We start from the raw sequence: 21,202 nt of genomic DNA on the forward strand, positions 1-21,202 counted from the left end.
CCTTTTTCGGGGTCTGCAAGGGTCAGGAAGCTAAAGTCATCAGATGACTCTTGGTCGATACGTCCAAGACATCTGATGACTCGCTACAGTGCCCGAGGGTCTCGGTGGTGCCGCGGGACCGTCAGGGGAGGAATCGGATGTCCGCAGTCGACAAGGCGTTCCACGGTCTGCGTCACATGATCGCGACGGGGCGCCTGGGCCCGGGAGACCGCATCCCCGCCGAGGCCGAACTCGGCGAGGAACTGGGCGTCTCGCGGGGTCCGCTGCGCGAGGCCGTACGGATGCTCGCGGCCCTGGGGGTGGTGGAACCGCGGCACGGCTCGGGCACCTACGTCTCCCAGCTCCGTCCGGAGAACGTCATCGGAAGTCTCTCGCTGACCCTCGAACTCCTGCCGCTGTCAGGTTTGTTGGAGGTCTACGAGATCCGCCGGGTACTGGAGGCGCATGTCGCCGCCAAGGCCGCGGCGCGCCGGTCCCCCGAGGCGGTGCGGACGCTCTTCTCGCTCATCGAATTGATGGAGGCCACCGAGGACCCCGCCGAGGCCTCGGAACTCGATCACCGTTTCCACGCCGAGGTGGCGCGGGCCGCCGAGAATCCCACGCTCGCCTCCCTGCTCGCTGTTTTCCGCGCCCGCTCCCGCAAGTACCAGATCTTCACCCTCCCTGAGGGGCCGGAGATGCGGCGCAAGAGCGACGCGGACCACCGTGTCCTGGCCACCGCGATCGCCGACCGCGACCCGGGCTCCGCCGCAGGGGCCGCCGAAGCCCACGTCGCACAGACGGAGCGGTGGCTGCGCGCTTTCATGCCCCCGCCGGAGGAGGACGGCGTCCCGCAGGACGCCCCCAACTGACGGCTGTCCACGGTCACAAGCTCACCGGATCGCGGCTCACCGACCACCGCATCGTGGTTCTCGGCGCGGGATCGGCGACGATCGGGGGCGTCGACATGATGCGCACGGCACTCGTCGACGAGGGCCTCGTCAGCAGTGGGCGGCCGGCCGTTTCTGGCTCGTCGAGGTGGACGGTCTGCCGGCGCGTTCACGCACCGAACTCACGTGCGCGCCCTCCCACCGGGTTTCGCCCACGTCGTCGTCGAAGCCCACGGACTCGTCGACGGACCCGGCTACCGACGCCGGGCCGGTCCAGGCGTACGGCGAGGAGGAGGGCCGAGCCGTCGAGCAGGGCTGGAGAAGTTCAGTCCGGGGCGCGGATCAGGGTCCGGCCGCCGGTGTCCTGACCCCTCGGCCGGGGGCGCCGGGTGTTCAGGCCGGGTGTTCAGTGCGCCTCGGCCGCCCGGACCTCTTCCGGAGTGGGGGCGGTGCCGCCGAGGTGGGCCGGCATCCACCAGGTGTCGTTGGCGTCCTTGGGGCGGACCGGGTAGGCGCGCTGGGCGGCCTCCAGGAGTTCCTGGACACGTTCGCGCAGTTGGCGGGTGATCGCGCCCGCGTACTTGTCCCGGGAGGCTTCGAGGGCCTCGCCGACGCGCATGGTGATCGGGATGTGGCTGCGCCTGAAGTTGCGCGGGTGGCCCTTGGTCCACAGCCGCTGGGTGCCCCAGACCGCCATCGGGATCAGCGGGACGCCCGCCTCCTGAGCCAGGCGCGCGGCACCCGACTTGAAGGTCTTCAGCGTGAAGGAGGGCGAGATCGTGGCCTCCGGGAAGACGCCCACGATCTCGCCGGACCGCAGCGAGTCCAGCGCGTGCGCGTAGGCCGCCTCGCCCTGCTTGCGGTCCACCGGGATGTGCTTCATGCCGCGCATCAGGGGACCGGAGACCTTGTGGCGGAAGACGGACTCCTTCGCCATGAACCGAACGAGACGTTTCTGCGGAAGCGCCGCCAGCCCGTTGAAGACGAAGTCCAGGTAGCTGATGTGATTGCTCACCAGCACGGCACCGCCCGAGCGCGGGATGTTCTCCGAACCCTTGCAGTCGATCTTGAGGTCCCACGCCTTGAACAGGGCCTGGGCGAAACCAACGACGGGACGGTAGACAAGCTCTGCCATGGACGGTGTAGGCCCTTCCTTCTCTGCCTGGGAAGGGGACTCCAGGCGGAAAGTTACGCAGCCGTAGGTTTACGGCATCTCGCAGATCGTGCCCGAAGAACGGACCGGGAGCCAGTCCTGGTGCCCGTGCCGGGCGAGATTCTCGTCACGTCGATGCGGTGATCCACCTCGGGGTTTTAAGACGCGTTTACTCCGTACGGACCATCACCCGCCGTACGAGCAGGTACATCTCGCAACCGAGGCAGTACCCGAAAGTGGCATTGAGGAACGCCGCCGCCAGCGCGGCCCCGGTCGCCGCGAGCCCCAGCCAGTCCGGGCCCAGCGTGAAGCCGATGAGTCCGAGGCCCGCGAAGACCAGTCCCACCGCCTGTGCGAACCGGGGCGGCTCGGGTGCCTCGAACTCGGTCGGCGGACCGAGCCGGGGCCGAACCACCGCGCGGAACAGCCGGCCGTACGGCGAACGGCTCACCCCGCCCGCCGCCCCCAGCGCGAACGCCAGCGTCTGCCAGGCCAGCAGCCACGCGCTGCCGGTGATCAGCGCGACCGCCAGCACGACGGTCGTCACGGCCGCACCGAAGCGCGGCCCCCTCACATCGATGTCCATGGGAATGAAGCATTCCGCAAGGGAGAGAGTTCAGGGGGGCGGGAATCTTTGCAGTCGTGTGAACGCTGGTGTTGAGAATGACCGGACTGGTGGTGTGCGTGGCGGTGCTCGCGGCGGCGAGCGCCTACGGAGTGCTGCATCGGCGGCGGAGCGGGAGGGTTCGGGTGCGCGGACGCGACGACGGGAAGCGGCTCGGCGCGGCCGAACTGGGCGCGACGCTCGGTGAACGCGCCACGCTCGTCCAGTTCTCCAGCGCCTTCTGCGCCCCCTGCCGGGCGACCCGCCGGGTCCTGGGCGAGGTGGCCGCGATGGTTCCCGGCGTGACCCACGTGGAGATCGACGCCGAGGACCGGCTCGGCCTCGTCCGCGAGCTGGACATCCTCAAGACCCCGACCGTGCTGGTCCTGGACGCCGACGGCCGCGTCGTCCGCCGTGCCACCGGCCAGCCGCGCAAGGCCGATGTGATCGCCGCGCTGGGGGAGGCGGTGTGACGTCCGTCGCACAGGGGGTGAGCCATCTCCCATCTGCGGGGACGTACTTGACTGCGGCTACCACCTATCGTCAGCCTGACCGTATGCCTTCGGAACTCCTTCTCTTCGGGCGGGTCCACGTCGACCTGGCCCGCACCGCGAGCGCGCGCTGTCCGAGCTGTTGAGCAGCCACGGACGCCCACGACCCTCCTCGCAGAAGGACGCCTCCATGACGGCCACGCCCGGCCTCGGCACCCCCCGGCTCGCCTCGCCCGACCTGTTGCGCTCCGTCTTCCGGCGGCACGCGGCGGGAGTCGCCGTGATCACCGCGCGCGGTGATCACGGCCCGGTCGGCTTCACCGCCACCTCCCTCACCTCGGTCTCCGCGGAACCCCCGATGCTCTCCTTCGGTATCGGCACCGGTGCCTCCAGCTGGCCCGCGGTGTCCGGGGCCGAGCACGTCGGCGTGCACCTGCTCGGTGAGCACCAACAGGACCTGGCCGCCACCTTCGCCCGCAGCGGTGCCGACCGTTTCGGCGTGGCGACCGCCTGGCGGGAGGGTCCAGAGGGGGTGCCCGTCCTCGACGGCGTCCTGGCCTGGCTGGTGTGCCGGGTGGCCGCGCGGGTGCCGGCCGGCGACCACCGCATCGTGCTGGCCGAGGTCGTCCTCGGTGACCCGACCGGCCCCGGTCGCCCGCTCCTCTATCACCAGGGACAGTTCAACGGGCTGCGCGACTGAGCGCCCCGCTGGCCTGCCGCCGCCCGGGCGGCGGCCCCCTCCCGCTGCGAAGGTGTCGGGTTCCGATTACGCTGCGTTGCACAGGTCACAGTTCAAAGCGCTTGCTCAGCGGGAACGAACTGGGTGTACTGGCGAGTAATATTTCGGTCGGAGCGTGGGTCGCCCCGACCGGGATCGGCCGCTTGAGGCGCCTATGCTGCCTGCAAGAGGCAGCCGAAAAATGACGATGCAGTAGGAGAGCCGGCGTGAGCTTGAGGATCATTGTCACTGTGAAGTACGTGCCCGACGCCACTGGCGACCGGCACTTCGCCGATGACCTGACCGTCGACCGGGACGACGTGGACGGTCTGCTCTCCGAGCTGGACGAGTACGCGGTCGAGCAGGCGCTGCAGATCTCCGAGAACTCCGACGACGCCGAGGTCACCGTCCTGACCGTCGGTCCCGAGGACGCCAAGGACGCGCTGCGCAAGGCGCTGTCCATGGGCGCGGACAAGGCGATCCACGTCGAGGACGACGACCTGCACGGCACCGACGCCATCGGTACCTCGCTGGTGCTGGCGAAAGCGATCGAGAAGGCCGGCTACGACCTGGTGATCTCCGGCATGGCCTCCACGGACGGCACCATGGGCGTCGTACCGGCGCTGCTCGCCGAGCGTCTGGGTGTGCCGCAGGTGACGCTGCTGTCCGAGGTGGCGGTCGAGGACGGCACGGTCAAGGGCCGCCGCGACGGTGACGCCGCGTCCGAGCAGCTGGAGGCCTCCCTCCCGGCCGTCGTGTCCGTCACCGACCAGTCGGGCGAGGCGCGGTACCCGTCGTTCAAGGGCATCATGGCGGCCAAGAAGAAGCCGGTTCAGGCCTGGGACCTGTCGGATCTGGACCTGGAGGCCGAGGAGGTCGGTCTGGAGGGCGCCTACACGGTCGTCGACTCCGCGACCCAGCGTCCGGCCCGCACGGCCGGCACGATCGTCAAGGACGAGGGCGAGGGCGGCAAGCAGCTCGCCGAGTTCCTCGCGAGCCAGAAGTTCATCTGAGCGCGACGTCGCTGACCGCCCCTCACCTTTCGTAAGCAGGAGAGCAATCCCATGGCTGAAGTTCTCGTCTACGTCGATCACGTGGACGGTGCCGTCCGCAAGCCCACCCTGGAGCTGCTGACGCTCGCCCGCCGCGTCGGCGAGCCGGTCGCCGTCGCCCTCGGCAACGGCGCCGCCGACACCGCCGCCACCCTCGCCGAGCACGGCGCGGTCAAGGTCCTCACCGATGACGCGTCCGAGTACAGCGAGTACCTGGTCGTTCCGAAGGTGGACGCGCTGCAGGCCGCCGTCGCCGCTGTCTCCCCGGCCGCCGTGCTGGTCCCGTCCTCCGCGGAGGGCAAGGAGATCGCCGCCCGGCTGGCGCTGCGCATCGGCTCCGGCATCATCACCGACGCCGTCGACCTGGAGGCCGGCGAGGAGGGCCCGGTCGCCACCCAGTCGGTGTTCGCCGCCTCCTTCACCACCAAGTCCCGGGTGGCCAAGGGCACCCCGGTCATCACGGTCAAGCCCAACAGCGCCGCCGTGGAGGCCGCTCCGGCCGCCGGCGCGGTCGAGGCCCTGTCGGTGTCCTTCTCCGCCCAGGCCACCGGGACCAAGGTCACCGGGCGTACGCCGCGTGAGTCGACCGGGCGTCCGGAGCTGACCGAGGCCGCGATCGTGGTCTCCGGCGGCCGGGGCGTCAACGGCGCGGAGAACTTCGCGGTCATCGAGGCGCTGGCCGACTCCCTCGGCGCGGCCGTCGGTGCCTCGCGTGCCGCGGTGGACGCGGGCTGGTACCCGCACACCAACCAGGTCGGCCAGACCGGCAAGTCGGTCTCGCCGCAGCTGTACATCGCCAACGGCATCTCCGGCGCCATCCAGCACCGGGCCGGTATGCAGACCTCGAAGACCATCGTGGCCGTCAACAAGGACGCCGAGGCCCCGATCTTCGACCTGGTCGACTACGGCGTGGTCGGCGACCTCTTCGACGTCGTCCCGCAGCTCACCGAGGAGATCAAGGCCCGCAAGGGCTGATCCCGACTCGGGTGCACGTCGGATCTCCGTCCGATCTTCCTGGGATCTCCTTCGGGTGCACTCCGGTGTACGAGGCCCCCGTGACCGCTTCCGGCGGGCACGGGGGCCTCGTCTCATCCCAGGGTCAGTGAGGCCTGCACCGGCAGGTGGTCGCTCGGGAACTGGCCGTCGCGCTGGAAGGTGTTGACCGACGTCTCGTGAGCCGTGACGCCCGGTGTGGTGAGGATCCAGTCGATGCGGTCGCCGTCCGGCGTCAGCGGTTGGTAGCCGTGGAAGGTCCCGTACGGCGTGCCGCGCTCGGCCGCCGTGTCCCAGGTGTCGACGAGTCCGGCGCCCAGGAGGGTGTCGTAGGCCTCGTTCCTGTGGGCCGCCGCGTTGAAGTCGCCCGTCACGACCAACGGCAACGACCGGTCGAACTCCGCCGGCCGAGCGCCGACGAGCGATGCGGCACGCACGCGTGCGTACTGGCTCAGGTGGTCGAAGTGGGTGTTGAGAACGTAGAACTCCCGCCCGCCGTCGCGCAGATCGCGGAAGCGGACCCAGGTGGCGATACGGGGAAGCGAGGCGCCCCAGGTGTTCGAGCCGATCACCCTGGGCGTGTCGGAGAGCCAGAAGGTGTCGTGCTCGGTCGGGGCCAGACGGCGGGTGTCGAAGAAGACCGCCACGGCCTCGTCGTGGCTGCCGCCCTCGCGGCCGGTGCCGATCCAGTCGTAGCGCGATCCCAGGTCGGCGTGGATGTCGCGCAGTTGCTGATAGAGGCCCTCCTGCGTGCCGATGACGTCGGGTGCCTCGCGCTGTAACAGCGCGCGCATCACCGGACGGCGGGCCGCCCAGCTGTTGGGCTCGGTGGTGCTCGCGAAGCGCAGGTTGAACGTCATGACGTCCAGGCGGCGGCCTCCCCCTTTGGCGGCCGAGGCCGGGAGCGCACCGAACAACGGGACGGTGAGCGCGGTGGCCACCGCGGTTCTCAGGCTCCTGCGACGCGTCATGCTGGTCGTGCTCCCCATGTGAATCCCTCCCGAGGGCTCAGGATGAAGGTGCGGACCGAAGTGCGAAAGAGGGCCTGGAGGTTCTCGGCAGCGGAAGTGAACGCGGTGAATCAGGCTGCGGGCAGGGAGCGGGCGGGGTGTTGACCAGCGGGAAGCTTCACGGATAGCTTCGTTCTACGGATTGTTGATTCCGTAAAGCGGAAAACGGGAGAGGTGCGGGATGGGTCAGGGCCAGCAGGAGCGGGTGGCGACGAGCCTCGCCGGCGCCGTCAGCGAGGAGATCAGCGCCTCTCTCGCGCCGGTCGACGCCGAGTTGGAGCGCCGCTACCCCGGGGACCCCGGCACCCGCCAGCCCGTGCACACGGTCTATGTCCCCGGCGACGTCTTCGCCGCCGACACCATCCGCTCCTGGGGCGACCGGGCCCTCGCCGCCCTCGACGAACACGCCCCGGACGCCGCCTCCTTCGCCGCCGTTCTCGGTCTGTCCGACGAACTCGCCGAGCCGGTCCACTCCCGCGTCCGCGCCAAGCTGGCGCGTGAGCCCATCGAGGACCTGCGTGTCGACTTCGAGGACGGCTACGGCCCGCGTCCGGACGCCGAGGAGGACGAGACGGCGGCCCGCGCGGCCCGGCTGATCGCGCAGGCGTACGAGAACGGCACGGCGGCCCCGTACATGGGCATCCGCATGAAGTGCATGGAGGCGCCCGTCCGTGACCGCGGCATCCGCACCCTGGACATCTTCCTCACCGGCCTGATGGAGGCCGGCGGCCTGCCCGACGGGCTGCTGCTGACGCTGCCGAAGGTGACGTATCCCGAGCAGGTCACCGCCCTGGTGCGGCTCCTGGAGGCGTTCGAGAAGGCGCGCGGCCTGGAGCCCGGCCGGATCGGCTTCGAGATCCAGATCGAGACCAGCCAGGCCATCCTCGCCGCCGACGGCACCGCCACCGTCGCCCGGATGATCCAGGCCGCCGAGGGCCGCGCCACGGGGCTCCACTACGGCACCTTCGACTACAGCGCCTGCCTCGGCGTGTCCGCCGCCCACCAGGCCAGTGACCACCCGGCAGCCGACCACGCCAAGGCGGTCATGCAGGTCGCGGCCGCCGGCACCGGCGTCCGCGTGTCGGACGGCTCCACCAACGTCCTGCCCGTCGGCCCCACCGCCAAGGTCCACGCCGCCTGGCGGCTGCACTACGGCCTCACCCGCCGCGCCCTGGCCCGCGCCTACTACCAGGGCTGGGACATGCACCCCGGCCACATCCCCACCCGGTACGCGGCCGTCTTCGCCTTCTACCGGGAGGGCTTCGAACAGGCCGCCGCCCGCCTTTCCCGCTACGCCAACCGCACCGGCGGCGACGTCATGGACGAACCCGCCACCGCCAAGGCCCTCAGCGGCTATCTGCTCCGTGGCCTGGACTGCGGTGCCCTCGACATCGCCGAGGTCGCCCGCCGCAGCGGCCTGACCCGCGCCGACCTGGAGGGCTTCGCGGCACCGCGGCGGGCCGACCTGACGGTCTCGGCGACGGAGCGGCCCTGACGCAGCGGCCCGGGCACGGGGCCGCGGTGTCTTCGGGGGAGTACGGGCAGGGTGAGCAGGAGCCGGGCGACGCGGCCGGACGGCTGCCGGCCGAGCGCTGCCGCGTCGTGGCCCAGCTGGGGCGTGGCGGCATGGGCGTGGTCCGGCGGGCGGTCGACCCACTCGACGTCTGGTGGGCGACGACCGACGACGACAGCGGCACCACCGACGTCCACATCAGCGACGTCCACCTCGTGGGCGGCGGCACCGACCCCCCGGTCCACGGTCTCCCCGTCCGCTGAACACCAGTGGCACTACCCGCTCATCCCGCCGCACGGGCACGGGCGGCACAAGCCGGACCTCTCTCTCAGTCCCCGACCCCGGGGTACCGCTCCAGCCCCGAAGCCGTCACCAGCTTCTCGTCCTTGAACAGCCGTGTGCCCCGCTCGCACAGCCGCCGGTCGGCCCGCGCCCGGGCGCAGAACTCCTCGGGGGTGACTCCGAAGAGCTTCCTCAACCGGACCGAGCCGACGAGCAGTTCGGTGAGCAGCGGTCGCTGTCCCGGGTGGGTGCGCGGTGCGCCGGTGCCGTCGTGCAGGACGCCGTGGCGGTTGACGTACACGTACGCGCCGGGGAGGAGGACGCCGGGCGCCGGCTCGATGCGCACCTCGGGCGCGGGCAGCCAGACGCGGCGATAGTTGCCCTTCGGCAGCGGTACGCCTTCGCTCGCGTCGATCACCGTGAGCTGCTCGTCGTCCAGCCAGGTGACGAACAACTCCCGCACGGTTCCCGGTGCTTCGACAGGCGACGCGGACACGTACCCGAGGCGGCTGACATGCGCGGAGACACCCACGTCGAGGCCGGTGACCCGGGCCTTGACCATCGGAATCGGCGACCTGATCCCGGACTCCGTCATCTTGTACCGCAGTTGGGCCGGGGAGGCGTTGGAGCCAACGGCCAGGACGGGCGTGCGGTCCGGGTGGACGAGGACGTCGAGGGGCAGCATCCGGCCACCGTCGAGAAGCCCGGACTCCCGCGGCCACGCGCCCGGATAGAGCAGCGGATGATCGCGCGGTGCCTCGGCCAGGCCCAGCGTTTCCAGGGTGCGGTGTTCCATGGGCCCGCTCAGTCCGCCGGCGGCAGCTCGCCCGAGCCGCGGGTGATCAGCCGGGTCGGCAGCTCGATCCGCTCCGGCACGAGCAGGGTGCCCTCCAGCTGGCGGAAGAGGCGCTCGGCGGCCGTACGGCCGAGGGCCGCCGCGTCCTGGGCGACGACGGTGACGCCCGGCTGCAGCAGGTCGGCCAGCTCGAAGTCGTCGAAGCCGACGAGGGCGACGGGGCGCGGCTGTTCGGCCAGGACCCGGATCACGGTGACCGTCACCCGGTTGTTGCCCGTGAAGATCGCGGTCACGGGGGAGGGGCCGGTGAGCATTCCCTCGGCCGCCCGGCGCACCCGCTCGGGATCGGTGACGCCCAGCGACATCCAGGCGTCCTCCACCGCTATGCCCGCGCCGTCCATGGCGGCCCGGTAACCGCGCAGGCGCTCGGCGGCGGTGTGGATACGCGGCATGTCGCCGATGAAGCCGATCCTCCGGTGTCCATGGGCGATCAGGTGGGCCACACCGTCACGAGCGCCGCCGTAGTTGTCCGAGACGACCACGTCGGCGGCGATGTGCCCGGCCGGGCGGTCCACGAACACCGTCGCCACGCCCGCCTTCAGCTCGGGCTCCAGATAGCGGTGGTCGTCCCCGGCCGGAATCACCACGAGCCCGTCCACCCGCCGTGCGCACAGCGCGAGCACCAGCTCCTGCTCGCGTTCCGGGTCCTCCGCGCTGGACCCGTTGATGAGCAGCGCCCCGTGCGCGCGGGCCACCTCCTCGACCGCGCGGCTGAGGGGGCCGTAGAACGGGTCGGAGAGGTCCTCCAGGACCAGGCCGATGCTGGCGGTGCGGCCCTTGCGCAGCACCCGCGCGCTGTCGTTGCGGCGGAAGCCGAGGGCGTCGATGGCCTCCTGGACGCGGCGCTCGGTCTCCGGTGTGACACCGGGCTCACCGTTGACCACCCGCGAGACTGTTTTCAGTCCGACACCGGCCCGGGCGGCCACGTCCTTCATGGTCGGACGGTTGCCGTAGCGGTTTCCTGCGAGGCGCTCGGCGCGGCGGTGGGTCTCGGGCACGGTGCGGTGTCCTGTCCTGTCGTCCACGGGGATGCGGCGGTCGATGATGTGTATGAGGATGTGGCGTCGAGCATAGAGCCTGGACAACGTTGTCAGATCCGGGAGACACTGTCCACCGCAATCTCTGGCCCGCGCCCTCACCGCGAGAGCGGCCCGCGCGTCCTCATGGTTGTCCGCAAGCTCTTCATGAAGCTCTTCATGGTTGTTCCGATGCCTGACGGGGAGATCCGACTCTGATGCACACCGACCTCGTGGCCGCGCTCGACATCGGCGGCACCAAGATCGCCGGGGCGCTGGTGGACGGCCACGGCCGGATCCAGGCCCGCGCGCAGCGCCCCACGCCCGCCCGGGAGGACGGCGAGACCATCATGCGCGCCGTCGAGCAGGTGCTCGCCGAGCTGACCGCCTCCCCGTTGTGGGCCCACGCCACGGCCCTCGGCATCGGCAGCGCGGGCCCGGTGGACGCCTCCACGGGCACGGTGAGCCCGGTGAACGTGCCCGGTTGGCGCGACTTTCCGCTGGTCACCCGGGTGCGGGAGGCGGTCGGCGGGTTGCCCGTCGAGCTGATCGGCGACGGTGTGGCGATCACGGCCGCGGAGCACTGGCAGGGCGCCGCCCGCGGCCATGACAACGCGCTGTGCATGGTGGTGTCGACCGGCGTCGGCGGCGGCCTGGTCCTGGGCGGGCGGCTGCACCCCGGGCCGACCGGCAACGCGGGCCACATCGGCCACATCAGCGTGGACCTGGACGGTGACCCGTGCCCGTGCGGTGCGCGTGGCTGCGTGGAGCGCATCGCCAGCGGCCCCAACATCGCCCGCCGGGCGATGGAGAACGGCTGGCAGGCCGGCCCTGACGGTGACACCTCCGCCGCCGCCGTGGCCGATGCCGCACGGTCCGGCGACCCGGTCGCCATCGCTTCCTTCCAGCGGGCCGCCCAGGCGCTGGCCGCCGGCATCGCGGCCACCGCGACCCTGGTCGAGATCGACATCGCCGTCATCGGCGGCGGGGTCGGCAAGGCCGGCGACGTGCTGTTCACGCCTCTGCGCAAGGCCCTGGGTGACTACGCGACCCTGTCCTTCGTGCGGCGGCTGACCGTGGAGCCCGCGCAGATGGGGACGGACGCGGGCCTGGTCGGGGCGGCAGCGGCGGCCCTCGCCCGCCGGGCGGACCCGGCCGCGGCGGGGGTCTGACGGACCCGGCAGGAACGTTTTCCTCGTCTTCTCCGGCTTCTCCGGCTACTCCGGCTTCTCCGACGTCACTGATGTCCCCGGCTTCCTCCAAGGCCTCGGTCGATCCCGGTGGGACTGACCGGGGCCTTCCCCGTGCCGCCCCTCCGATTGGTCTCGCGGGAAGCGGCCAGGTCCTTCCGGGTGCCGCACCCACCTCCCATCACCTCCGTTGCCTTTTGAACATGTTCAAATATCTGCGCTAGGCTTGCCCTACACAGAGGGGGAGCCCATGAAGATCGTGATACCCGGGGGATCCGGGCAGGTGGGAACGATCCTGAACCGTGCGCTGACCGCGGCGGGACACGAAGTCGTCGTCCTGACCAGGCGACCGCGACGCGCGGGCGAGGTCGCCTGGGACGGCGAGAACCCGGGCCCCTGGGCCGCGGAGATCGACGGCAGCGACGTCGTCGTCAACCTGGCGGGGCGCAGCGTCAGCTGCCGGTACACCGAGGCCAATCTGAAGGCCATGATGGACTCGCGAGTGCGTTCCACCGAGGTCGTGGGCGAGGCGATCGCGGCCGCCGTCCGGCCGCCCCGGGTCTGGCTGCAGATGAGTACGGCCACCGTCTACGCCCACCGGTTCGACGCACCGAACGACGAGAAGACGGGCCTGATCGGCGGCACCGAGCCCGGTGTCCCGGACTACTGGGCCTACAGCGTCGAGATCGCCACCCGCTGGGAGCGCGCCCAGGAGCGCGCCGTGACCCCGCGTACCCGCAAGGTCGCCCTGCGCTCGGCCATGGTGATGAGCCCCGACCGGGGCGGTGTGTTCGACGTCCTGTCGTGGCTGACGCGGCTCGGCCTCGGCGGCCCGGTCGCGGGCGGCGCGCAGTACGTGTCCTGGATCCACGACCGGGACTTCGTGCGCGCGGTGGAGTTCCTCGTCGAGCGGGACGACCTCACGGGCCCCGTGAACCTCGCCGCCCCCGCGCCCCTGCCGCAGCGCGCCTTCATGCGCGCCCTGCGCTCCGCCTGGGGTGTCCCGACGGGCCTTCCGGCGACCCGCTGGATGGCGGAACTCGGCGCTTTCGTGCTGCGTTCCGACACCGAACTCCTCCTGAAGAGCCGCCGTGTCGTCCCCGGTCGTCTGCTCGACGCGGGCTTCGCCTTCGAGTGCGGCGAGTGGCCGAAGGCCGCCGCCGACCTGGTCCGACGGCGGCGCGGCGACCGTGCCGACGGGGGATGAGCCGGTCGTCCGCCGCTTCTCGCGCTGTCCCGCTCACCCGGACGCCGGGCGTGACCCCGGCGCCGTTCGTCAGTTGAACCCGGCATGAAGAAGCGCAGCATGCTCGCCATCGCCTCCCTCGCAACCGGCTTCGTCGTCGCGGCCGTCACCCCGTCGCACGCCCTGGGTGAGGAACTGGGCAACCTCGACCTCGACAAAACGCTCAGCACCCTCGACCACACGGCCTCCGCCGGCGACAGCCTCACCGTCGACGAAAGCGCCCTCGGGCAGAACGGCTGACGAGGCCCGATCGCGGCACCTGGCGCCGGCACCCCCGACCGAAGGGGGGCGCCGGCGTCCGACTGTGCGCCCTCAACTGCGGCTGGTTTCCATGGCAGGGTGGAGCGGGCAAGCCACAGGGGGCCAGCAGAAGAGGGGGCAACGTGATCGTCTGGATCAACGGCGCGTTCGGTGCGGGGAAGACCACCACCGCACGGGAGCTGATCGAACTGATCCCGAACAGCACACTCTTCGACCCCGAGGTCATCGGCGCGGGGCTCACGCACCTGCTTCCGCCCAAACGCCTCGCCGAGGTGGGCGACTTCCAGGACCTTCGGATCTGGCGCCGGCTCGTGATCGACACGGCGGCCGCGATGCTCGCCGAGCTGGGCGGGACCCTGGTGGTCCCGATGACCCTGCTGCGCCAGGACTACCGGGACGAGATCTTCGGCGGCCTGGCCGCGCGCCGGATCGCTGTCCGCCATGTCCTCCTCGCTCCGGCGGAAACGATCCTGCGCGAGCGAATAGCCAGGCGTGAGGTCCCGCCGGACCTTCCCGACGGGGAGCTGCGGGTACAGCAGTGGGCGTACGACCACATAGAGCCGTACCGGTCCGCCCTCGCCTCCTGGCTCACCGCGGACGCCTACCCGATCGACACCGGTGCCCTCACGCCGTACGAGACCGCCTCCCGGATCGCCGAGGCCGTCAGCGGGGGCACCGTGCCGGTCTGCGACATCGTGCAGACGCCCGAGCCGACCGCCGAGACGCTCGCCGCGGGTGTCCTCCTCTTCGACGAGCAGGACCGGGTGCTGCTCGTGGACCCCACCTACAAGGCCGGCTGGGAGTTCCCGGGCGGGGTCGTCGAGCCCGGTGAGGCTCCGGCCCGGGCCGGTATGCGCGAGGTCGCCGAGGAGACCGGCATCCACCTCGACGACGTACCCGGCCTCCTCGTCGTCGACTGGGAACCGCCCGCGCCTCCTGGGTACGGCGGCCTGCGCCTCCTCTTCGACGGGGGCCGGCTGGACTCCGCCGAGGCCGGGCGGCTCCTGTTGCCGGGACCGGAGCTGCGCGACTGGTGCTTCGCCACCGAGGAGGAGGCCGCCGACCTGCTCCCGCCCGTGCGCTACGAACGGCTGCGCTGGGCCCTGCGGGCACGGGAACGCGGCGCGGCGCTCTATCTGGAAGCCGGGATCCCGGTCGGCTGAACCGGCAGGGAACCGGAAGCCGGTGTCATGGTCGGCTGAACCGGCAGGGAACTGGAAGCCAGTGTCTCCGTCGGCTGGGCCGGCAGCGAATGGGAAGCCGGTGTTCGGATCGGCCGACCGGCAGTGAAGCCCCCGCCGCACCCCGGTGCGGCGGGGGCTTCGCCGTGACGCCTCTTCTCTTCGTGCGGAGTCTGCTGCGTACGGGCCGCACGGTGCCGGCGTGCACCGCGAACCGGCCAAGAGACCGTCGCATTACCTCTGTCTCAGAGCCGGGATCGCGCCGTGGAGATGCTCCAACGGGTCGGCATCCCGCAGCCCGAGCGGCGGGCGAAGGACTACCCGCACCAGTTCTCCGGCGGTATGCGCCAGCGCGCCATGATCGCCATGGCGCTGGTCTGCGACCCCGAACTGCTCATCGCCGACGAGCCCACCACCGCGCTCGACGTCACCATCCAGGCGCAGATCGTCACCTGCTCCAGGACCTGCAGCGGGAGTTCGGCATCGCGTTCGTGTTCATCGCCCACGACCTCGCCGTCGTACGTCACTTCTGCGAGCGGGTGGCCGTGATGTACCTCGGGAAGATCGTCGAGATCGCCGACCGGCAGACCCTCTACACGCGCCCCCGGCACCCGTACACCCACGCGTTGCTGTCCGCCGTCCCCGAGGCCGACCCGGACGGCATCCGGCGGCGCGAACGCATCCGCCTCGCCGGGGACGTTCCCTCTCCGGTCGACCCGCCCTCCGGCTGCCGCTTCCGCACCCGCTGCTGGAAGGCGCAGGAGCGGTGCGCGGCCGAGGAGCCGCCGCTGGTCCGCGTCGTCGGCAGCCCGGACGGTCACCTGACGGCCTGCCACTTTCCCGAGGAGCCGACGATCGAGGCACGTGAGGCGGACATCGTCCTCGACCCGGCGGTCACGGGACGTGAGGAGACGTCGGCGGGTACGGCGTGAGCCTGCTCTCTCCCTGGAACCGCCGGTTGAACTCGCCCATCACGACGGCCTCTCCGGCGTGCCGTGCGATGACATCGGCGGCGGCCTCAGGAATCCCGTCCGGACGCTCACCGTCGGCGCACCGGCGGATGAAGGCGTCCCGTTCCTGTCCGCGGTACCCGTACAGGGCGGTCACGAGCCAGATGACCAGGTACGAGCGGGTGTAGGCGCGGTCGTAGTGGCGGTGCCGGTCGACGAAGTCGCTTTCCTCGGCCGTCAGACGGTAGCGCGCGGAGAGCGAGAGGCCGTAGTCGGTGAGGTAGAGCCGGTGGCCGTCGGTGAGGATGTTCCTGAAGTGGGCGTCGAGGTGCAGGAGTTCGTGCCTGTGGAGGAAGGACACGACGGATTCCAGTTCCCGCTCGACGAAGGGGACGGCGGCGTCCGCGTCACCGGCTTCGAGGCGGGTCTCGAGCCAGTCGTGGACGGTGTGCGGGATGTACTCCAGGAACAGTGTCAGGTTCGCGGACGCCGTCCGCCGGGCCTCGATGCGTTCGCGCACCTGCGGGGTGCCGCCCCAGTAGGCGACGGCCCGTTCCACGTCGGCGAGTTCGTCCGGCAGGGGGTGCGGGATGTCGGGCAGGACCCGCCAGTGGTGCAGCAGCGGGAAGCCGGCGAACCGGTCTCCGAGCACCCAGTTCGTGGTCATCGTGTGCGCGGCGAGCTCGCGCCAGGCGCCGAGGCCCGGGCTGGCGACGAGCCCGATGCCGTAGTGGAAGAAGGGCGGCAGGCCGAAGAGGTTGGCGGTGGAGCGGATGTGCTCGGGCAGCCGCTCGGTGTCGGTGAGCGGCACCCCTTTCACGAAGACCGGGACGCCGTCGACCTCGATCAGCGTCGAACGTCCGCCGATCCCCGTGCCGTTCGGCGTGCCCGACGCCACCAGGTCCGCTAGTTCCCGGTCGCTGAGGAGACAGAGGGCGGTGGCGATGTCGGTGTGACGGGCGATGCGCGGGTCGCGGGGCATGAGCCCATCGTCAGTGATCAGGGCCGTACGTGTCCGCCGATCTGCGGAGCGCCGCCGAGGCCTGGCCGATCACCGGGTCGCCGTGGCCGAAACAGGCCAGGTCCGCCTCCAGCTCCGCCAACCGGTGGAAGGAGGCGATCGCCTGAGCCCGGTCGAGGTTGAGCACCCCGAGGATCACGGCCCCGTCGACCGGGGACGCCGCGACGGCGTCCCCCGTGAACAGCACGCCGTGCGCCGGGAGGTGGACGGCGATACTGCCGTGTGTGTGCTCGGGAATGTGCAGGACGCGAGCCCCGCCGCCGAAGTCGAGTACCTCCCCACCGGACACCTCGCTGACCTGCGGCGGGAGCGCGTAGTCGCCCTGCGGCAGGTGCCGCAGGGCCTCCGCGTGGAGGGGGCGCTCCCAGTCCTCGGCCACCGGCGGCGGGTCCGGGACCTCACCCCGTACGACGGGTGCGTCCAGGCGGTGGGCCAGCACCTCGACGCCGGTCGCCGCGGCCAACTCACCCGCCCCGCCCACGTGGTCCCAGTGGAAGTGGGTGAGCACGACCCGCCGTAACCGCCCCAGGGTCGCGGCGAGGGCGGCGATCGGCGCTGCGGAGCCCGGCGGTCCGGCGTCGATCAGCGTCAACTCGGGGTCGTCGCGCCACAGATAGGCCTGGCCGACGGGGAAACGCAGCAGGTGCAGGCGCGGGAGGAGCTCGACGACGTCCATGGGACGACCGTGGAGAGGGCCCCCGCCGGATGGCGAGGGCCCTCTGCTGCCGGCAGAGGGATCAGCTCGCCGCGTAGGTGCGCAGGAACAGTGCCTCCGCCACCGAAAGGCGCTCCAGCTCCTCGGGCGACACGCTCTCGTTCACCGCGTGGATCTGCGCCTCCGGCTCGCTCAGGCCGATGAGGAGGATCTCCGCACGCGGGTACAGGGCGGCGAGGGTGTTGCACAGCGGGATGGAGCCGCCCTGGCCGGCGTACTGCATCTCCTGGCCCGGGTAGGCGACCGCCATCGCCTCGGCCATCGCCGCGTACGCCGGGCTGCTCGTGTCCGCGCTGAACGCCTGGCCCTGCCCGACCTGCTCGATACGCATCCGCGCACCCCACGGCGTGTGCGCCTCCAGATGGGCCTGGAGCAGCCGGGTCGCCTCCACCGCGTCCACGCCCGGCGGCACCCGCAGGCTGACCAGCGCGCGGGCGCTCGCCTGCACGGACGGGGTGGCGCCGACGACCGGCGGGCAGTCGATGCCGAGGACCGTGACGGAGGGGCGGGCCCAGATCCGGTCGGCGACCGTGCCGGAGCCGATCAGCTCGACGCCGTCGAGGACCTTGGCGTCCTGGCGGAACTGCTCCTCGTCGTAACTCAGCCCCTCCCACCGCGACTCGGGGACGAGCCCGTCGACCGTCGTCGAGCCGTCCTTCGCGCGCAGCGAGTCCAGTACGCGGATCAGCGCGGCCAGCGCGTCGGGAGCGGCACCGCCGAACTGGCCGGAGTGCAGGTTCCCTTCGAGCGTGTCGATCTGTATGCGGACCATGGTCATGCCGCGCAGCGTGGAGGTGACCGTCGGCAGGCCGACCCGGAAGTTGCCCGCGTCGCCGATCACGATCGTGTCGGCCGCCAGCAGGTCGGGGTGTTCCTCGGCGTACCGCTCCAGGCCGCCGGTGCCCTGCTCCTCCGAGCCCTCGGCGATGACCTTGACGTGGACGGGGATGCCGCCGTTGGCCTTCAGCGCCCGCAGCGCCAGCAGGTGCATGATCACGCCGCCCTTGCAGTCGGCGGCGCCGCGCCCGTACCAGCGGCCGTCGCGCTCGGTGAGCTCGAAGGGCGGGGTGGTCCAGGCGGCCTCGTCCAACGGCGGCTGCACGTCGTAGTGGGCGTACAGCAGGACCGTTTTCGCGCCCTCGGGTCCAGGCAGGTGGCCGTACACCGACTGGGTGCCGTCGGGGGTGTCGAGCAGGGCCACGTCCTGGAAGCCCTCGGCGGTGAGCGCGTCCGCGACCCACCGGGCGGCGCCCTCGCTCTCGCTCCTCGGGAACTGGTCGAAGTCCGCCACCGACCGGAAGGCCACCAGCTCGGTGAGTTCCGCCTTCGCCCTGGGCATCAGCGAGGCGACGGTCTCGGCGACCGGATGCGAGGACATGGGCACGCTCCTTGTGGGTGCGACGTTGTACCGGTGAGTGCCGTAGATCCTCCCACAGTGGCCTGCGGCGACGTGCGCCGTAGGATGCGGGGGACAGGTGCGGCAGCGGCTTGATCGGGAGCAGTAGACCATCGTGAGCAGCGAGAACTCTTCGGCGGACGATACTTCGGCGGACGACGTGCAGCGGGTGTGGGACGTCGTGGTGGTGGGCGCGGGACCCGCGGGCGCCTCGGCGGCCTACGCGGCGGCCGTGGCCGGGCGGCGCGTGCTGCTGCTGGAAAAGGCCGAACTTCCCCGGTACAAGACGTGCGGCGGCGGCATCATCGGGCCCTCGCGTGACTGTCTGCCGCCCGGCTTCGAACTGCCGTTCAGGGACCGGGTGCACGCGGTGACGTTCTCGCACAACGGCCGTTTCAGCCGCACCCGCCGCGCCAAGCACATGCTGTTCGGGCTGATCAACCGGCCCGAGTTCGATCAGCAACTGGTCGAGCACGCCCAGAAGGCGGGCGCCGAGCTGCGCACGGGCGTCACCGTCCAGCGGGTCGAGCAGCACGGATCCTCCGTGCCGGACCGGCGCACGGTCGCGGTGGTCCTGCAGGGCGGCGAGACGGTACTCGCGCGGGCCGTGGTCGGCGCGGACGGCAGCGCCAGCCGCATAGGGGCGCACGTCGGCGTGAAGCTCGACCAGGTGGACCTCGGCCTGGAGGCGGAGATCCCGGTACCGGAGACGGTCGCCGAGGACTGGAAGGGGCGGGTGCTCATCGACTGGGGTCCGATGCCCGGCAGTTACGGCTGGGTGTTCCCGAAGGGCGACACGCTCACGGTCGGGGTGATCTCGGCGCGCGGTGAGGGAGCGGCCACCAAGCGCTACCTGGAGGAGTTCATCGGGCGGCTGGGTCTCGCCGGGTTCGAACCGAGCATCTCCTCCGGCCATCTGACCCGGTGCCGGGCCGACGACTCGCCGCTGTCGCGCGGGCGGGTTCTCGTGTGTGGAGACGCGGCGGGGCTCCTTGAGCCGTGGACCCGCGAGGGAATCTCCTTCGCGCTGCGCTCGGGCCGGCTCGCGGGGGAGTGGGCCGTCCGGATCGCGGAGGCGCACGACGCGGTGGACGCCCGGCGCCAGGCCCTGAACTACGCGTTCGCCATCAAGGCGGGGCTCGGCGTGGAGATGGCCGTCGGCAAGAGCATGCTGACGGTGTTCGAGCGGCGTCCGGGCCTGTTCCACGCGGCGCTCACCGGCTTCCGGCCGGCCTGGAAGGCGTTCGCGGACATCACCCGGGGCGCGACCTCGCTGGCCGAGCTCGTCCGCTCCCACCCCTTCGCGCAGCGCGCCCTGACCGCGCTGGACCGCCGTCCCGTGGAACCCGCGGGCGGCGACGTCACCCCGTGAGCGTGATCCGGAAGACCGGGTGGTCGGGGGCGATGCGACGCAGGTCGGCGTCGGAGGAGTCGGGGCCGACGCCGTTGAAGAAGACTCCGACCTCGGCCTTCCAGCGCTTGAGGTAGGCGCGCAGCAGCGGGACCTTGTCGTCGTCGGCCACCTCGGCCGCGGTGAACATCTCCGCGTTCTTGCCGAGGCGCAGTTCCCCGCCGCCGGCCGCACGCATGTTGTGCGTCCACTGGACGTGTCCGCGCGGAGCGACCAGGTACTGCTGCCCGTCCAGGGTCAGCGGGTTCACGGGCGTGGTCCGCCACTCACCGCTCTTGCGGCCGCGGACCGCCAGCACCCGGGAGCCCCAGACACTCATGCCCCGGCGGGTCAACCATGCCACGGCACGGTTGAGGACGTTGACGGTGAACCAGCCGGGCTTCTGAACGTGCGTGGACATGGAACCCCCAGAGTCAGGGAGAGCGCCGCTCACTTCAGTGAGCACTGCTCTCGCTCGATGCGTCCAGTGTGCTCTCATCCACGATCCAAAGCAAGAGCGTTGCTCTCTCTTGTGTGCAGTGCTCTCGCTTCATGGAAGACTGGCCCCATGAGCAGCCCCGCAACCGGCGCCCGCGCGCGAGCCAGGATGGAAGTCACCGCGGCCATCAAGGACGAGGCCCGCAGACAGCTCGCGGCCGAAGGCGCCGCCAGACTCTCGCTGCGCGCCGTGGCCCGCGAACTCGGCATGGTCTCCTCCGCGCTGTACCGCTACTTCCCCAGCCGCGACGACCTGTTGACCGCTCTCATCATCGATGCCTTCGACTCCATGGGAGAGAGCGCGGAAACGGCCCATGACGCGCTCGCGGACGCCGATCCGGCGCACCGCTGGATCGCCGTCTGCGAGGCCGTCCGCGGCTGGGCACTCGCCCATCCGCACGAGTACGCGCTGATCTACGGGTCGCCGGTGCCCGGCTACATCGCACCGGACGCCACGGTCCCGGCCGCCTCCCGTGTCGGCCTGGTCTTCATCGGCATTGTCCGCGTCGCGCACGAGGGCCACCACCTGGCGGCCGGGCCCCCGCTGCCGGCGGAGTTGCGTGCCGAGGCCGCGCGCATGGCCGCCGACCACGCCCCCGACCTCCCACCCGAGACGGTCGCGGCCCTCGTGGCGGCCTGGGCCGAGCTGTACGGGCTGATCGGGTTCGAACTGTTCGGCCAGTTCAACCGGGTCGTCGAGGACCGCGAGCCGTTCTTCCGGCATGCGGTGACCCGGCTCGCGCACGGCGTGGGGCTGGCGGACCCGGCGCAGGCGTGAGGCGCATCGCGCCCACCGG

At 71.4% G+C, this 21,202-nt stretch carries 23 protein-coding genes and 1 pseudogene; 15 read left to right on the forward strand and 9 right to left on the reverse strand.

The window, feature by feature from the left end:
• Positions 1–137 precede the first annotated feature (137 nt).
• Positions 138–851, forward strand: coding sequence for a FadR/GntR family transcriptional regulator (locus ACIBK3_RS20430; RefSeq protein ID WP_399367222.1), 714 nt, complete (start codon positions 138–140; stop codon positions 849–851).
• Between the two features lie 53 nt (positions 852–904).
• Complete coding sequence (locus ACIBK3_RS20435; RefSeq protein WP_399367224.1) at positions 905–1,237, forward strand: hypothetical protein; 333 nt, start codon at positions 905–907, stop codon at positions 1,235–1,237.
• A gap of 38 nt (positions 1,238–1,275) precedes the next feature.
• Here ACIBK3_RS20435 and ACIBK3_RS20440 read toward each other — a convergent pair whose 3' ends face one another.
• Together ACIBK3_RS20440 and ACIBK3_RS20445 are read right to left on the reverse strand one after the other, a co-directional pair.
• Positions 1,276–2,004 (reverse strand): lysophospholipid acyltransferase family protein, encoded by a 729-nt coding sequence (locus ACIBK3_RS20440; RefSeq protein WP_030661055.1) that lies wholly within the window; start codon positions 2,002–2,004, stop codon positions 1,276–1,278.
• A 187-nt stretch (positions 2,005–2,191) separates the two neighbouring features.
• On the reverse strand, positions 2,192–2,608 hold the full coding sequence (locus ACIBK3_RS20445) for a DUF4395 domain-containing protein (protein WP_399367225.1): 417 nt from the start codon (positions 2,606–2,608) through the stop codon (positions 2,192–2,194).
• Between the two features lie 77 nt (positions 2,609–2,685).
• On the opposite strand from ACIBK3_RS20445, the gene ACIBK3_RS20450 reads away from it, so the two are divergent.
• From ACIBK3_RS20450 to ACIBK3_RS20465, 4 genes are all read left to right on the forward strand, one after another.
• Entirely contained in the window at positions 2,686–3,099 is a 414-nt protein-coding gene (locus ACIBK3_RS20450) for a TlpA family protein disulfide reductase (RefSeq protein ID WP_399367227.1), read from the forward strand.
• Between the two features lie 208 nt (positions 3,100–3,307).
• Positions 3,308–3,817: a flavin reductase family protein gene (locus ACIBK3_RS20455; RefSeq protein ID WP_399367229.1), complete on the forward strand. Its 510-nt coding sequence runs from the start codon at positions 3,308–3,310 to the stop codon at positions 3,815–3,817.
• A gap of 245 nt (positions 3,818–4,062) precedes the next feature.
• The gene (locus ACIBK3_RS20460; protein ID WP_399367231.1) at positions 4,063–4,848 is read left to right on the forward strand and encodes an electron transfer flavoprotein subunit beta/FixA family protein; all 786 of its coding nucleotides are present in this window, start codon (positions 4,063–4,065) and stop codon (positions 4,846–4,848) included.
• A 51-nt stretch (positions 4,849–4,899) separates the two neighbouring features.
• Positions 4,900–5,862: an electron transfer flavoprotein subunit alpha/FixB family protein gene (locus tag ACIBK3_RS20465; RefSeq protein WP_399367233.1), complete on the forward strand. Its 963-nt coding sequence runs from the start codon at positions 4,900–4,902 to the stop codon at positions 5,860–5,862.
• A gap of 113 nt (positions 5,863–5,975) precedes the next feature.
• Here the strand turns inward: ACIBK3_RS20465 and ACIBK3_RS20470 are convergent, their stop codons facing one another.
• Positions 5,976–6,851 (reverse strand): endonuclease/exonuclease/phosphatase family protein, encoded by an 876-nt coding sequence (locus ACIBK3_RS20470; protein WP_399367234.1) that lies wholly within the window; start codon positions 6,849–6,851, stop codon positions 5,976–5,978.
• Positions 6,852–7,071: 220 nt separating this feature from the next.
• Between ACIBK3_RS20470 and ACIBK3_RS20475 the strand changes: the two genes are divergently transcribed.
• Together ACIBK3_RS20475 and ACIBK3_RS20480 are read left to right on the forward strand one after the other, a co-directional pair.
• Positions 7,072–8,385: a DUF6986 family protein gene (locus tag ACIBK3_RS20475; protein ID WP_399367236.1), complete on the forward strand. Its 1,314-nt coding sequence runs from the start codon at positions 7,072–7,074 to the stop codon at positions 8,383–8,385.
• Positions 8,386–8,411: 26 nt separating this feature from the next.
• On the forward strand, positions 8,412–8,666 hold the full coding sequence (locus tag ACIBK3_RS20480; RefSeq protein WP_399367238.1) for a hypothetical protein: 255 nt from the start codon (positions 8,412–8,414) through the stop codon (positions 8,664–8,666).
• Between the two features lie 65 nt (positions 8,667–8,731).
• Here ACIBK3_RS20480 and ACIBK3_RS20485 read toward each other — a convergent pair whose 3' ends face one another.
• Positions 8,732–9,481, reverse strand: coding sequence for a hypothetical protein (locus ACIBK3_RS20485; protein ID WP_399367240.1), 750 nt, complete (start codon positions 9,479–9,481; stop codon positions 8,732–8,734).
• Between the two features lie 8 nt (positions 9,482–9,489).
• Entirely contained in the window at positions 9,490–10,539 is a 1,050-nt protein-coding gene (locus ACIBK3_RS20490; protein ID WP_399367242.1) for a LacI family DNA-binding transcriptional regulator, read from the reverse strand.
• A gap of 236 nt (positions 10,540–10,775) precedes the next feature.
• On the opposite strand from ACIBK3_RS20490, the gene ACIBK3_RS20495 reads away from it, so the two are divergent.
• The 5 genes and pseudogenes from ACIBK3_RS20495 to ACIBK3_RS20515 form a co-directional block, all read left to right on the forward strand.
• Positions 10,776–11,729: an ROK family protein gene (locus ACIBK3_RS20495; protein WP_399367244.1), complete on the forward strand. Its 954-nt coding sequence runs from the start codon at positions 10,776–10,778 to the stop codon at positions 11,727–11,729.
• 268 nt (positions 11,730–11,997) lie between these two features.
• Entirely contained in the window at positions 11,998–12,954 is a 957-nt protein-coding gene (locus tag ACIBK3_RS20500; RefSeq protein ID WP_399367246.1) for a TIGR01777 family oxidoreductase, read from the forward strand.
• An 84-nt stretch (positions 12,955–13,038) separates the two neighbouring features.
• The gene (locus ACIBK3_RS20505) at positions 13,039–13,233 is read left to right on the forward strand and encodes a hypothetical protein (protein WP_399367248.1); all 195 of its coding nucleotides are present in this window, start codon (positions 13,039–13,041) and stop codon (positions 13,231–13,233) included.
• A gap of 143 nt (positions 13,234–13,376) precedes the next feature.
• Positions 13,377–14,417, forward strand: coding sequence for an NUDIX domain-containing protein (locus ACIBK3_RS20510; RefSeq protein WP_399367250.1), 1,041 nt, complete (start codon positions 13,377–13,379; stop codon positions 14,415–14,417).
• Positions 14,418–14,687: 270 nt separating this feature from the next.
• Positions 14,688–15,367: pseudogene (locus ACIBK3_RS20515) on the forward strand (ABC transporter ATP-binding protein); the annotation flags it as partial.
• Here ACIBK3_RS20515 and ACIBK3_RS20520 read toward each other — a convergent pair.
• The 3 genes from ACIBK3_RS20520 to ACIBK3_RS20530 all read right to left on the reverse strand — a co-directional run bounded on the left by ACIBK3_RS20520 (position 15,330) and on the right by ACIBK3_RS20530 (position 18,499).
• A complete protein-coding gene (locus tag ACIBK3_RS20520) occupies positions 15,330–16,367 on the reverse strand; it encodes a protein kinase family protein (protein ID WP_399367252.1) in 1,038 nt (345 codons plus the stop codon). The pseudogene ACIBK3_RS20515 and the gene ACIBK3_RS20520 overlap by 38 nt on opposite strands.
• 10 nt (positions 16,368–16,377) lie before the next feature.
• Positions 16,378–17,082, reverse strand: coding sequence for an MBL fold metallo-hydrolase (locus tag ACIBK3_RS20525; protein ID WP_399367254.1), 705 nt, complete (start codon positions 17,080–17,082; stop codon positions 16,378–16,380).
• A 61-nt stretch (positions 17,083–17,143) separates the two neighbouring features.
• Complete coding sequence (locus ACIBK3_RS20530) at positions 17,144–18,499, reverse strand: dipeptidase (protein WP_399367256.1); 1,356 nt, start codon at positions 18,497–18,499, stop codon at positions 17,144–17,146.
• Positions 18,500–18,632: 133 nt separating this feature from the next.
• On the opposite strand from ACIBK3_RS20530, the gene ACIBK3_RS20535 reads away from it, so the two are divergent.
• A complete protein-coding gene (locus tag ACIBK3_RS20535) occupies positions 18,633–19,889 on the forward strand; it encodes a geranylgeranyl reductase family protein (RefSeq protein ID WP_399367257.1) in 1,257 nt (418 codons plus the stop codon).
• Here the strand turns inward: ACIBK3_RS20535 and ACIBK3_RS20540 are convergent.
• On the reverse strand, positions 19,879–20,328 hold the full coding sequence (locus ACIBK3_RS20540; protein WP_399367259.1) for a nitroreductase family deazaflavin-dependent oxidoreductase: 450 nt from the start codon (positions 20,326–20,328) through the stop codon (positions 19,879–19,881). The two genes, ACIBK3_RS20535 and ACIBK3_RS20540, sit on opposite strands and share 11 nt — an antisense overlap.
• A gap of 147 nt (positions 20,329–20,475) precedes the next feature.
• On the opposite strand from ACIBK3_RS20540, the gene ACIBK3_RS20545 reads away from it, so the two are divergent.
• Positions 20,476–21,183: a TetR/AcrR family transcriptional regulator gene (locus tag ACIBK3_RS20545; protein WP_399367261.1), complete on the forward strand. Its 708-nt coding sequence runs from the start codon at positions 20,476–20,478 to the stop codon at positions 21,181–21,183.
• Positions 21,184–21,202: the final 19 nt, after the last annotated feature.

It is taken from the genome of Streptomyces sp. NPDC050287, assembly GCF_044459385.1.
Classification (GTDB): domain Bacteria; phylum Actinomycetota; class Actinomycetes; order Streptomycetales; family Streptomycetaceae; genus Streptomyces.